The organism is Salinimicrobium terrae DSM 17865 (genome assembly GCF_000424665.1).
Classification (GTDB): Bacteria; Bacteroidota; Bacteroidia; order Flavobacteriales; family Flavobacteriaceae; genus Salinimicrobium; species Salinimicrobium terrae.
In genome coordinates this window covers 156,683-170,408 of the sequence record NZ_AUKI01000011.1, presented here as the reverse complement: position 1 = coordinate 170,408, position 13,726 = coordinate 156,683, and the positions used below count along the sequence as shown (strand labels likewise).

Annotated in this window: 11 protein-coding genes; 6 read left to right on the top strand and 5 right to left on the bottom strand. The window is 40.6% G+C overall.

The features are described from left to right. Window positions 1-2 precede the first annotated feature (2 nt). The 5 genes from H148_RS0103295 to H148_RS0103270 all read right to left on the bottom strand — a co-directional run bounded on the left by H148_RS0103295 (window position 3) and on the right by H148_RS0103270 (window position 5,270). Window positions 3-641, bottom strand: a complete 639-nt coding sequence (locus H148_RS0103295; RefSeq protein WP_029033523.1) for a peroxiredoxin — start codon at window positions 639-641, stop codon at window positions 3-5. 146 nt (window positions 642-787) lie between these two features. Continuing rightward, window positions 788-2,266 (bottom strand): Na+/H+ antiporter NhaC, encoded by a 1,479-nt coding sequence (gene nhaC / locus H148_RS0103290; protein WP_029033522.1) that lies wholly within the window; start codon window positions 2,264-2,266, stop codon window positions 788-790. Between the two features lie 200 nt (window positions 2,267-2,466). After that, window positions 2,467-3,165: a purine-nucleoside phosphorylase gene (gene deoD, locus H148_RS0103280; RefSeq protein WP_029033521.1), complete on the bottom strand. Its 699-nt coding sequence runs from the start codon at window positions 3,163-3,165 to the stop codon at window positions 2,467-2,469. Further along, the gene (gene deoC / locus H148_RS0103275; RefSeq protein WP_029033520.1) at window positions 3,162-3,812 is read right to left on the bottom strand and encodes a deoxyribose-phosphate aldolase; all 651 of its coding nucleotides are present in this window, start codon (window positions 3,810-3,812) and stop codon (window positions 3,162-3,164) included. The genes deoD and deoC overlap by 4 nt, the downstream gene beginning before the upstream one ends. Window positions 3,813-4,046: 234 nt before the next feature. Further along, on the bottom strand, window positions 4,047-5,270 hold the full coding sequence (locus H148_RS0103270; RefSeq protein ID WP_037324572.1) for an aminotransferase class I/II-fold pyridoxal phosphate-dependent enzyme: 1,224 nt from the start codon (window positions 5,268-5,270) through the stop codon (window positions 4,047-4,049). A 161-nt stretch (window positions 5,271-5,431) separates the two neighbouring features. Here H148_RS0103270 and H148_RS0103265 point away from each other — a divergent pair, with 161 nt between their 5' ends. The 6 genes from H148_RS0103265 (at window position 5,432) to H148_RS17125 (ending at window position 13,691) form a co-directional block, all read left to right on the top strand. After that, on the top strand, window positions 5,432-5,887 hold the full coding sequence (locus tag H148_RS0103265; RefSeq protein WP_037324571.1) for an Lrp/AsnC family transcriptional regulator: 456 nt from the start codon (window positions 5,432-5,434) through the stop codon (window positions 5,885-5,887). 304 nt (window positions 5,888-6,191) lie between these two features. Then, window positions 6,192-7,499, top strand: a complete 1,308-nt coding sequence (gabT, locus tag H148_RS17130; protein WP_037324570.1) for a 4-aminobutyrate--2-oxoglutarate transaminase — start codon at window positions 6,192-6,194, stop codon at window positions 7,497-7,499. Window positions 7,500-7,614: 115 nt separating this feature from the next. After that, window positions 7,615-8,547, top strand: a complete 933-nt coding sequence (locus H148_RS0103250; protein WP_029033516.1) for a carbon-nitrogen hydrolase family protein — start codon at window positions 7,615-7,617, stop codon at window positions 8,545-8,547. Window positions 8,548-8,563: 16 nt separating this feature from the next. Further along, complete coding sequence (locus H148_RS0103245; RefSeq protein WP_029033515.1) at window positions 8,564-8,971, top strand: VOC family protein; 408 nt, start codon at window positions 8,564-8,566, stop codon at window positions 8,969-8,971. A gap of 3 nt (window positions 8,972-8,974) precedes the next feature. Next, window positions 8,975-11,728, top strand: a complete 2,754-nt coding sequence (locus H148_RS0103240; RefSeq protein ID WP_029033514.1) for an aminotransferase class I/II-fold pyridoxal phosphate-dependent enzyme — start codon at window positions 8,975-8,977, stop codon at window positions 11,726-11,728. A 10-nt stretch (window positions 11,729-11,738) separates the two neighbouring features. Then, window positions 11,739-13,691, top strand: a complete 1,953-nt coding sequence (locus tag H148_RS17125; RefSeq protein ID WP_245583381.1) for a biotin carboxylase — start codon at window positions 11,739-11,741, stop codon at window positions 13,689-13,691. Window positions 13,692-13,726 lie beyond the last annotated feature (35 nt).

The following is a 13,726-nucleotide window of genomic DNA, read 5'->3' as shown; positions in this document are numbered from 1 at the left end:
TTTTAGTTAGAGCTAAGGTAAGACGCTACTCCCTGACGGTTTGCATTCATTGCTTCCTTACCTTCTTCCCAGTTTGCAGGACAAACCTCTCCCTTTTCCTGAACGTGAGTATAAGCATCGATCAAACGCATAAATTCTTTTACATTTCTTCCAAGTGGCATGTGGTTAATACCTTCGTGGAATACTGTTCCTTCTTCATCAATGAGGTAAGTAGCACGGTAAGTTACGTTGTCACCTTCTACAGTGTAAACTCCTGTTTCTTCGTTATAGCTTTCATTTGAGATATCAAGGATTCCAAGCTGGTTAGCAAGGTTTCTGTTAGAATCGGCAAGGATTGGGTAAGTTACTCCTTCAATACCGCCATCATCTTTAGAGGTGTTTAACCAGGCGAAATGCACTTCTGGAGTATCACATGAAGCTCCAATTACCATTACATTTCTTTTCTCAAATTCAGCAAGGGCTTCCTGGAACGCGTGTAATTCTGTAGGGCACACAAAGGTAAAATCTTTTGGGTACCAAAAAAGCAATACTTTTTTTGCGTTATTCTTTGCTTCTTCGAATACATTGATCTTAAAGGTGTCACCCATATCATTCATTGCGTTAACCTCTAAGTTTGGAAATTTTTTTCCTACTAATGCCATAGTGTTTTATGTTTTATAATTATTGATTTTATTTCTGGTGCAAAGATAAAAACAAAGTGCGGCCTTACTAAGGCCGCAAATCTTTATTTTTTATTTTGTGATAGTTTTTGTCAATTAGAAAAACTGTAAACAATAAGAGTAGGTTATTAAGAAGATACTTTAGTGCCCAGTTGACGGATTTTAATATTAAATGCCGCAAAAAATAAAGTCATGAATGGGCTCAGGTAATTAAAAATTGCATAGACAAAATAAGATGCTACAGGAACTCCGAGTACCCCGCTGTGATATGCTCCGCAAGTATTCCAAGGAATTAATACAGAGGTCACGGTACCCGAATCTTCCAGCGACCGGCTAAGGTTTTCTGGTGCTAATCCTTTATCACGATATGCTTTGGCAAACATTTTCCCAGGCACCACTATGGCAAGATATTGGTCTGAAGCTGTTGCATTTAAAGTAAGACAGCTTAATACAGTACTTGCAAATAACCCGAAGGTGGTGTGGAACAGGTTCAATAAAGCTTTGCTAATGGTAGCAAGGGCGCCTATGGCATCCATAACACCTCCAAAAACCATTGCACATATGATCAACCATATAGTTCCTAACATACCCGCCATTCCACCGGAAGAAAACAGGTCGTTTAGTTGCGCATTGTCTGTTGTTATAGAGGTATCAACTGTGATAGAATTCATTACCCCGACATAAGCTGCTTCAAAAGAAAGATATTCATAACCTGCAACAGCTGTTACCACCTCCGGCTGAAAAATAACAGCAGCTGCAGCTCCCAAAAGCGTTCCTAATAAAAGAGCCACAAGAGGAGAGGTCTTCATAACTATAAGCACAATTACCAAAGCCGGTACTACAAATAACCAGGGGGTGATATTAAAGGCGCTGTCGATGGAGGCGAGAATGGTGTTAGTATCTGGAGTTCCAGTAGGTTCAAGTGTGAAGCCAAGGATGATAAAGATAATAAGAGTAATAATAATTGTTGGCACCGTAGTAAGGGTCATATACCTTATGTGCGTAAAAAGATCGGTTCCTGCCATGGCAGGAGCGAGATTGGTTGTATCACTTAAAGGTGACATTTTATCTCCAAAATATGCTCCCGAAAGTATAGCACCTGCCGTCATTCCTACTGAAATACCCAATGCTTCGGCTATTCCAATTAAGGCAATCCCTACCGTAGCCGAGGTAGTCCAGCTACTTCCGGTTGCAACCGAGATTACCGCACAAATGACCACGGTTGCCGCAAGGAAAATAGTAGGGTTAAGGATCTGTAATCCATAATAGATCATCGTGGGAATAATGCCACTAATAAGCCATGTTCCCGCGAGCGAACCAACCATAAGCAGGATGAGGATTGCGCCGGTAGTGGATTTAATATTATTTGCCACCTCCTCGATCATAGTGTCAAAAGAGACCTTATTGAATATGCCAACCACTGCTGCCACTGCTCCGCCCAGGAGAAGGATGAATTGATTCGAGCCACTTAGTGAATCATCGCCATAAACAAAAACGTTATAAGCAAGCATCCCAATAAGGGCAAAAACAGGAAAAAGAGCTTCCCAGATATTTAATTCACGATTTTCAAGAACTTTTGTGTCTTTAATGAACTTTTCGTCTTCCATTTAAGGGGTCTAAAATTTGAATTCGTAATGTTACGATTTTTCAATAAAAGTTGAAAGGTGACGCTTCAATACTTAGGCCTGGGGCCGCTGTTTTGAACATATAATACCAGATTGTCCTGAATTTTAACAGTTGCAGTAAATTAAAAAAGGCGAAAACTCCCAGAAGAATTTCCGCCTGATTATGTTCTTGGATAGATTTATCACCCCAATTCAAGGGCGATCTCCACCATTCCTTTAAAAGTTGTTTCCCTTTCTTCGGTTGTAGTTTTTTCTTTGGTCACCAAAGAGTCTGAAATTGTTAGCAAAGAAAGAGCATTCACTCCATGTTTTGCGGCGATTGTGTATAGACCCGATGATTCCATTTCAACGCAAAGTACTCCGAAATTTGACCATAACTGGTAAGACTCAAATTCGTCGGCGTAGAATTCATCACTAGTAAGGACATTACCCGCTTTTACCGGAATATTTTTTTCTTTTGCTATTTCGATGGCCTGCTGAAAGAGATTAAAACTTGCCGTGGGTGCAAAATCGGCCCCTTGAAATCTATATTGGTTAATACCCGAAGTAGAGGAGGCTGCCATGGCAATTACAATGTCACGGAGTTCTACACTTTTTTGATATGATCCTGCACTGCCTACCCGAATGAGATTTTTTACGTCGAAATCATTGATCAATTCATGTGCGTATATCGAAATAGAAGGAACTCCCATCCCGGTACCCTGCACTGAAATTCTGCGGCCTTTATATGTTCCTGTGTACCCAAACATATTGCGCACCTCGTTGTAACATTTTACATCTTTAAGATAAGTCTCTGCTATCCATTTTGCTCTTAAAGGATCTCCCGGTAATAAAACTGTTTCTGCTATATCGCCTTTTTGGGCGCCTATATGTATACTCATTGTTTTAATTCCTTTACTATTGATACTCCAGAAGATGTTCCTATTCTTTCCACCCCCGCTTCAATATAAGAAAGCGCAGTGTCCAAATTCTTGATTCCGCCAGAGGCTTTAATTTTTGCCTTACCATCAATAGCTTTCTTCATTAACTCAACATCCTCCATTTTGGCACCATCATTTCCAAATCCGGTAGAAGTCTTTACAAAATCTGCCTTTGCTTTAACAGCAATTTCACTTGCCAAAACAATTTCCTGCGGAGTTAAATAACAGGTTTCAATAATTACTTTTAACACTTTTTCTCCGGCTACTTTTTTTATAGCTGTGATCTCCTCTTCAACCTTTTTAAAGTTTCTGGACTTTAATTCCCCAATGTTGATCACCATGTCAATTTCTTCGGCTCCGTCTTTTATCGCCTGTTGTGTTTCAAAAACTTTTGCTTCTGTGGACATTGCTCCCAGGGGAAATCCTATTACAGAGCAGACTTTAACATTAGATCCCTGCAGTTGTTTTGCTGCAAAACTAACATATCCGCTATTCACACAAACCGAAAAGAAATCGTACTCCTTAGCTTCTTTACACAGATCAATAATATCCTCTTCTGTAGCTGTTGCTTTGAGAATTGTGTGATCTATGTATTTGTTTATTTTAATCATATCAATAAGTTTTTACAAAAATGTAACAAATTTGCCGCTTCAAATATGATCCTGGTCAAAGCTTAAGGAACATTCTTACCGGCAAAACCTCACAAATATAAAGATTCAAACTTATTTCTACAGGGGAAAGATTTAAAATTAAGAGGCTCCAAAAATGCCCTTTTTGGAGCCTCTTAGTTTAGGTGCTTCAAATCAGAAAATTAGCTCCTGGTTTATGTATTGCTTGGAAATTTATTCAGCGTTTTCTTCTGCAGGTTCAAGGATCCCAATTTCCTCCATGCACTCCCTCATCATTTCATAAGTACGTTCAATATCATTGTCAAGCCCAATGGAGAATCTAATGATCCCATCTGAAAGACCCATTTCCTTTTGTTCTTCTTCAGGAATTTCGGAAGATGTTGAAGTTCCAGGGGCGCTAAAAAGGGTTTTATAGAAACCAAGACTCACAGCAAGATAACCAAGGTTCTTTTTTTGCATCAATTCCATCAGCTCATTTGCTTTATCCAGAGAACCGGCATCAACGACGAGCATTCCCCCGTAACCGTATTCTTCGTTCATCATGCTTTTGTACATCTCATGCCCGGGGTGACTTCTAAGGCCGGGATATACAGTTCTTAGCCCGTCTTGTTCGAATTTTTCAGCAAGATACAGTGCATTTTGACTATGTTGTTTGATCCTGATGTGAAGCGTACGCAAATTCTTCAGGATGGAAGCGGCGCGTAAAGAATCCATGGTTGGTCCAAGAAGCATACTTGCTCCGTCGTTTACACTGCGAAGTTCATCAATAAAATTCTGGGTACCGCAGGCAACTCCGCCAACTGTGTCACTGGAACCGTTAATAAATTTTGTAAGACTGTGGATCACCACATCGGCACCCATGGTTGCCGGAGAAATGGCAAGGGGAGAAAAAGTGTTGTCAACTACAAATTTAAGACCGTGCTTTTTTGCTATTTTTGAAAGACTTATAAGGTCAGCTACTTCCAGTAAAGGGTTACTCACGGCTTCACAATATAAAACCTTAGTGTTCTCGGTTATTGCTGCTTCCACTTTTTCAAGATCGGTAATATCTACAAAGGAAGTGCTGATATTCAGTCGTGGTGCAAAATTTTTCAGAAAAGCATAGGTCCCGCCGTAGATAGTGCGGCTGGAAATCACGTGATCGCCTCCCTGGCATAGTTGTAAAAGCACCGGAGTAATAGCTCCCATTCCGCTTGCTGCAACGTTGGCTGCTTCTGTCCCTTCCATTGCTGCAAGAGCTTCACCAAGATATAGATTGGAAGGAGAGGAATGACGGGAGTATAAATAACAACCTTCGGCATCTCCTTCAAAGGTGTCGAACATCGTTTTTGCTGAAAGAAAGGTGTAAGTAGAAGAATCTGAAATACTGGGGTTGACCCCACCAAATTCCCCGAAATACTGAAGATCCTGGATCTTATTAGCCGGTTTAAATTTCATGATGTTGAGATTTTTAATTCCTATCAAAGAAAAGTAGTTTAAGAAAGAATATCAATGATCGTTCTCATCTTCGGAAAAAATATCTATCAAAAATGATATTTAAAGATATTGTTTCTGCTATTTTAGCTAAAACTCCTGTTTTATAGAAAATTTTAAAGATAATGCAAGACTCAACAGATCAAAAATTACTCGCTCTTCTTCAGGAAGATTCCAAAAAGACGAATAAAGAGCTGGCAGGAAAACTTGGGCTATCGGTAACCGCAGTTTATGAACGTATTAAAAAACTGGAAAGGCTAGGGGTGATCTATAAATATGTTGCCCTTGTAAAACCGGAAAAGGTGGAGCGTTCTTTTACGGCTTTTTGCCAAATCAAACTTGTGCAGCACACAAAGAAAAATGTCACTGGTTTTGAAAGCCAGGTAGCTAAACTCACCGAAGTGCTTGAAGTTTTCCATGTAAGTGGAGAGTACGATTATATTTTAAAAGTAATGGTGAAAGATATGGAAGCTTATCGTGAGTTTATGCTTAACAAGCTTACTGCTCTTGAGCACATAGGGAGTACCCAGAGTACCTTCGTGATTAGTCCGGTAAAGAATACAACAGCTTTATCCTTATAAACCAAAACCGGTTTCCAGAACTTTAGTTTATGAAAAGTAGTTTGGTGCTGACCATAATGTTTCTCCTCCCTATACACAGGATTAAAACCGATTTTTGTCTGGATGTCATATCGATAAATATTACTTGTTTTAGGCATATTTTCATCAGTAAAGCAATCCCATAACTACATTTTTTAAGTCATTATTCTGAAAATACGGGAATAATGCAAAAGTTATTGTATATTAACAGACCGCATAAGCCTGAGAGTAGATCATTCGATCCTTGTAAGCAAGCGGTTTTATTCACATAACAATTCAAATTTTTATGCCCGAACAGCAGACCCGATCTCAGGAGCTCCTTAACAGGAGGAAAAATATAGTTGCCAATGGCGTAGGTGTTTTTAATACAGCCACAGTAAAAGAGGCTAAAGGAGCCATAATTACAGATGTAGATGGCAATGAGTTAATAGATTTTGCAGGAGGAATTGGTGTAGTAAATGCAGGCCACTGCCCGGAACCGGTCGTAGAAGCTATTCGTGAGCAGGCAGGGAAATATCTTCATACCAGTTTCAACGTAGTAACCTATGAGCCCTACATTCAGCTTTGCGAGGAACTTGCCGAGATCCTTCCACACGGTGAAAAAACTAAGGTAATGCTAATAAGCACAGGGGCAGAGGCTGTTGAAAATGCTGTTAAAATAGCCCGACAGGCCACCAAAAGGCCTGCTGTCCTTTGTTTTACGGAAGCTTATCACGGCCGTACTTTACTGGGAATGAGTCTTACAAGCAAGGTGAATTACAAATTTTCTTCGGGGCCATTCGCACCGGAAATATACCGTATTCCTTTTCCAAATTTCTATAAGTATCACGGCTCCATGGACATGGAAGAATTTGTGGACACAGAATTGACGCGCCTGAAGGAGAGTGCTCATAGTATGGTGGATATCAATAGTGTTGCGGCAATTATTATTGAACCTATTCAAGGGGAAGGAGGCTTTAATCCTGCTCCCCAACGATATATGGAAGGGTTGCGATCGTTTTGTGATGAACATGGAGTTTTGCTGATTATGGACGAGATCCAAAGTGGATTTTGTCGTACGGGGCACTGGGCCAGCTGGCAGCATTATAATGTCCAGCCCGATATAAGCACTTATGCAAAATCATTAGGATCGGGACTGCCAATAGCCGCTGTTGTAGGAAGGGCAGAAATTATGGATGCCGCAGGTTTCGGAACAATAGGAGGTACGTACATAGGCAGTCCTTTATGTTGTGTTGCCGCATCGGCCACAATAAAGTACATGAAAGATAATGACCTCAATGAGCGTGCTCTTCATATAGGAAAGATCATTACAGATCATATGGAAAATCTTAAGCAGGAATTACCCGAGATAGGAGATGTAAGGGGTATTGGTGCTATGATTGGAATTGAACTCGTAAAAGATAATGATCCAGGAAAACCTCACTCAGAACTCTGTGATAAGGTGGTCAAAGGATGTTCGGCAGACGGACTTATAATCTTAAGCGCCGGTACCTTTAAAAATGTTATTCGGATTCTATCACCTCTTGTGATTACCGATGAGCAGCTAAAGAAAGGACTGGATATTTTGGAAAAGCAGATACGGGCAAATATTTAGCTATAAGGCACAAATTGAGTCGATGACGTTTTCCTCGGAAGAATCTTTGCCTAAAGATTAATGGGCAGGGTCAGCCATAAGATGTTGACAGGCTATGAATTTAAAAAATTAAAAAATGAAACCTTTTGCAATTGCAGGAATACAAATGAAAGTATCAGCGGTCGCTTCCAATGTGGAAATGATGAAGCTGAAAATAGATATAACAATGAGTCTCTACCCATGGGTGGAAATGATCGTATTCAGTGAATTATGTGGCTATGGCCCCCTTACTCATACAGCCACTGAATTTCCCGGCGAGTTTGAACAAGAGATGCAGGCAATGGCTAAGAAACATGGGGTGTGGTTACTTCCCGGTTCTGTATTTGAAAAAAGTGAAGGTAATATTTATAACACAGCGAGCGTCATCAATCCCCAGGGAGAGGTGGTAACACGCTACAGAAAAATGTTCCCATTTTATCCTTATGAAGTAGGTGTAACCCCGGGATCAGATTACTGTGTTTTTGACGTTCCCGGAGTAGCAAGGTTCGGGGTTTCAATTTGTTACGATATGTGGTTTCCGGAAACAGTCCGCACGCTGGCAGTGATGGGGGCAGAAGTTATCCTGCATCCTACCATGACAGGAACTATAGACAGGGATATTGAACTTTCCATTGTACGTGCAATGGCCGCAGTAAATCAATGTTACTTTTTTGATGTTAACGGGCTTGAGTCTGGAGGGAACGGGCGTTCCCTCGTGTGTGGTCCCGATGGCAGAGTGATCTATCAGGCAGAAGGCACTGAAGAGATAATTCCATTGGAACTAAACATCGATCGGGTAGGGAGAAGTCGCGAATTAGGGGTACTCAGATTAGGGCAACCTCTGAAAAGCTTCCGGGATCATTTGGGGGATTTTACAATTTACCAAAAAGGAGCTCACCTCCCGTATCTTAATTCTCTGGGTCCTCTAATAAAACCAACCAAACTGGATACCCTGGCGAAATTGAAAATGCAGGAAAATGAATATGAACCCCCTTCAGATCCTACAGGGTACAAGGGGTTTGGAAAATAATTAAAAACAAAAAATAATGGGTGGCGTAACATCAGGAAGCAAGAAGGACAAAGGAGTTTTTAAGGATTTTGTAAGCTGGTTCGAGATTCCCGCAGTGAACTTTCAGCAGGCTGTGGATTTTTATAACTACATCTATGGGATTGAAATGGAAAAAAACTTTGATGGTAACTATGCTATGGCTTTTTTTCCTGCTAGTGAAGGTATAGGCGGAGCTATAGTTGCCGGTCCCGGATCTACTCCCAGTGATACCGGACCATTAATATACCTGAACGGGGGAAAGGATCTGAACCTTATCCTCAAGAAAGTAGAGAAGGCCGGAGGCAGGATAATAATGCCTAAAACACTTATCAACAAGGAATCGGGATATTTTGCCATTTTCATAGATTCCGAAGGAAATAAACTTGCCTTACACTCAAAAAAATAAAATATGCCGGGAAAAAAAACTGACAGTTCACATCATTACAACATTGCTCAGCTCCGGGTGGAATTCTGGAATAAGCTCAAAGCTGAATCTACGAAACTGGAATCTAGCAATAGAGGCTCTGTTGATGAGAAAAATCATAAGCAGAACCTGGAAAAATTGCTTAAAGAAATCAAAGGTGTGGAGAGTTACTTTGCTTTTCCCGGACTTTTCCGTCTTAACGCTCTGCATGAAATGTTGAGTAGACAGGAGCACACAGCCCTAGCGAACAGGATAGCAGAAATAACAAAACACCTGGTAAGTGAAAGTTACAGGGTTAGTGTCGATTTTATGGAAGAGGAGGAATTTGGAAGTGAACTTTCTGAAAATTCTGAATCGAAGGACAGGTTAAATAAAACCTATTTTGAAGTTCTGTTTCTGGATGATATTTCTTCGCAGGAGGAAAGCAAATTACGACAGGAAATGAGGGATCTACGGGTTTCAAGTGATCAATTTAACTACGGGATCGTGGTGCAGCGTTCGTTTCAGGACGCCATGATCGCTCTGCTTTTTAATTATAATATTCAGGCAGTAGTGGTGCGTTATGCTCCGCCATATCATTCCAAAAAAATAACACCTCTTATAAAACCATTTATTCAAAATGTCCTTAAGCTTGACCTAAGTTCTTCCCCAAGGACAGACCTGGGACCAATTTTAGGCGGACTTATTCGTAAGATCCGACCGGAGCTGGACACTTATTATGTAACGGATACTTCTTTGGGAAATCTCAAAGATTCGACCCTTAAAAGCTTCAGAAGAATATTTTACAGGGCAGAGGATTTGCAGGAACTACATCTTACCATATTGAGAGGAATTAGTGAGAGATATGAAACTCCTTTCTTTTCTGCTATTAAAGAATACAGTAAGAAACCTACCGGGATATTCCACGCAATGCCGATTTCCCGGGGAAATTCAGTTTTTAAATCGAGATGGATCAATGACTTCGGAAATTTCTATGGAAGAAACATGTTTCTTGCAGAAACCTCTTCCACTACCGGTGGGATGGATTCTCTTCTGCAGCCCACAGGTTCTTTAAAGAAAGCGCAGAAAATGGCAAGTGATGCCTATGGCTCTCAACAGACATTTTTTGTCACGAATGGAACATCAACAGCAAACAAGATTGTAGTGCAGGCACTCGTGAAACCCGGCGATGTCATCCTTATTGACCGAGACTGTCACAAATCCCATCATTACGGACTTGTATTGGCTGGAGCTTTTCCGGTCTACCTTGACTCCTATCCTATAGAAGAATATTCCATGTATGGTGCGGTACCACTGCGGCAGATGAAAGAAAAATTATTGAAATTGAAAGAGGCGGGAAGACTTGGGCTGGTAAAAATGATGTTGTTGACCAATTGCACCTTTGATGGTTTAGTCTACAACGTGGAAAAGGTAATGCAGGAGATCCTGGCCATCAAACCGGATATGATCTTTCTGTGGGATGAAGCCTGGTTTGCTTTTGCCGGGTTCACTTATAACTATAAACAGCGAACAGGAATGTTTGTGGCGCAAAAGCTTTATAGTAAATACAGGAGCAGGAGCTATAGAGAGGAATATGAAAACCATATTAAAGGTTTGGGAGAAAATGAAGATCCCACTCTTCCCGATCCCGACAGGGTAAAGATCAGGGTATACTCCACACAAAGTACGCACAAAACGCTGAGTAGTTTTAGACAGGGTTCTATGATACATATATGGGATGAGGATTTTCGCAGAAAAAGTGAAAATACATTCATGGAAGCATATATGACTCATACTTCAACTTCACCAAATTACCAAATGCTCGCTTCCCTTGATGCCGGCAGGAGACAGGTGCAATTCGAAGGATATGAATTAGTGGAAAAGAGTATAGAAATGGCAATGGTCCTGCGGGCAAAGATCAATGACCACCCACGCCTGAACAAATACTTTGATGTCCTAACCGTCAGCGATTTCATTCCGAAGAAATACAGGGAATCAGGTTTATCAGAATATTACACCAAGAAAGAAGGCTGGAACAGGATGGAAACAGCATGGGAGAAGGATGAATTTGTGTTGGATCCTACTAAAATAACATTACATATTGGTCGTACGGGAGTAGACGGGGATACCTTCAAGAATAGATACCTCATGGACAAATTCAACATCCAGATCAATAAAACTTCGAGAAATACGGTTCTTTTTATGACCAATATCGGTACTACCAGAGGTAGTGTCACCTATCTTACCAATGCACTTTTAAAAATTGCAGATGAGTTGGATCATGAATTCGCTTCTTTAAGTGTGAAGGAAAATAAGATCCGCCAAAACCGGATCCATTCTCTTACCAAAGATTTTCCTCCCTTACCGGATTTTAGTTATTTCCATAACTCCTTTCAGGCCGTTCCGGGAGTTCCGGGCGGAAATATTCGTGAGGCTTTTTTTCTTGCTTACAATGAAGATAACTACGAATATGTACCATTAAAAGAATGTTTGCCTGCCATGGAAAATGGGAGAATACTGGTCGCATCCTCTTTCATAATTCCTTATCCACCGGGATTTCCGGTATTGGTTCCGGGGCAGGTAGTAAGTGAAGAAATCATTCGTTTTTTGACTGCACTGGATGTAAGTGAAATCCACGGTTACAGAGGTGATTTGGGGCTAAGAATCTTTAAAGAAAATGTGCTTAACCGGCAAAAAACCGCAACTTCAATAGGCGGAATGGCGAAAAAAATGAACAAAGATATTATTAACGAATCCTAAAACCAGAATTATGTCTAAGAAATTAAATAGCACCGATACGAAAAAAGACGCTGCAAAAAAAGCAGGTCCTTCAGGATCCAGTAAGGAGCAGAGGGAAATAAATCCCAGTCGAAATAAGACAGAAAAGACAAAAAAAGGTAAAAAGGAAATGGATAAGAAAAGAGATACTAAAGCCAAAAAATCGGAGGGTTCAGCTACTTCAAAAGAAAAGAAAGATCAGAAAAAATCTGCTCCCATTCGAAGTAATGCTGAAAAAGGACGAAAAGCTACTGCTGCTGAATTAAAAGGAGAAAAGAAGAAATCCGGAAAAAAAGGCGCCGGAACAGATACTACATTAAATGCTAAAGAATATCAGAAAACTCTTGCGCCAAAAGGGAAGAAAGAGAAAGCTATTCCTGTGCGCAGTAATGCTGAAAAAGGAAGAACACCTATGCCTACAAAGCTCAAAGGGAATCAGAAAAAAAGCTCGGGATCTCCCGGGCAGGTTGAGAGTCAGAACCAGGAAGATTCGAAAGATAAATTAAACGGTGTTTCAGATATAAGGAGGTGGTTTCACACCAATGAAGAACCTTTATACTTCATTAGTGCCACCAATTTCAACCTTCTTGGAGCAGATGAATGGATTAAAGGTTTCAGATTTATCTGTCACATTGAATGTTTTGATGGTTTGCATCCCAACGTTTTTTCACCAAAGAAAGAGATTCCCCATGACGATTTTGAAGGGATTGAAGATATCAACAACTATTTATTACAACATCCCGAAGTACAGGATTACTTAAAAACGCGATCTGTAGACGGAAGGGCAGGTAAGGCTATGTTCCTGATGTTTAATGAAAAGACTGAAGAGCTTGCCGAAAAACTGGGGCTGGAGATCATGTTTCCCACTGCAGAAATGCGAACTTTCCTCGATAATAAAGTAAATACAAACAGGATTGCCGAAAAAGCCGGTGTAGCCTGTGTGCCATATGTGCTTTCCCAGGTAAAAGACTATGAACATCTTACAGAGATTGCGAAGGATTTAGGCAGTGAGCTCGTAATACAAACTCCTTTCGGCGATTCAGGTCACACGACTTTCTTTATCTCAAATGAAGAAGAATTCAACAAACATGGGAGAGAGATAATGGAAGAAGATGAAGTGAAGGTAATGAAACGTATTCGTTGCAGAGGTTCTGCTATTGAAGCTTGCGTTACCAAGCACGGAACCATTGTTGCGCCGCTCATGACAGAGCTGGTAGGTTTTAAAGAACTTACACCTTACGAAGGGGGTTGGTGCGGTAACGAGATCTATCCTAATGCTTTCACACCCGAATTAAGAGAGAAGGCAATAGAATACACCCAGCTCTTTGGAAATCAGTTACGTAAAGAAGGGTATAAAGGATATTTTGAATTGGATTTCCTTATCGACCAGGATAATGGTGAAATTTATCTTGGTGAACTTAACCCAAGGGTAACCGGTGCTAGCTCAATTACTAACCATGCAGTGTTTGCGCTTGCTGATGCTCCTTTATTTGTATTTCATATCCTCGAATGGATGGGAGTAGACTATGAATTGGATGTAGATGCACTTAATAAGCGTTGGTCCAATCAAAACAATATTGATGGATGGAGCCAGCTTATCGTCAAACATACCGAAGACACCGTTGAATATGTTACTGAATCTCCCAAATCAGGGATCTGGAGAATGTATGATACCGGTCATATCCAGTTCGATAGAATGGATACTCACAGAAGAGCTGTGGAAAATGAGAATGAGGCTTTTTTCCTCAGGATCACAAAAGAAGGGGATTATCTATATGAAGGGGCCGATATGGGTATTCTGGTTACCAGAGGTCGTATGATGACAGACGATTTTAAACTGAACAACAGGGCCAAACACTGGCTAAAAGCCATTCGCTCCCAGTTCAAATCTGAAATGGTCGAGGACAAAAAGAAACCGAACCTGAGCGGTTCTTTAACTAAATAAAAAAATAATTAACAGTGGAGACTGGATAATTCGGA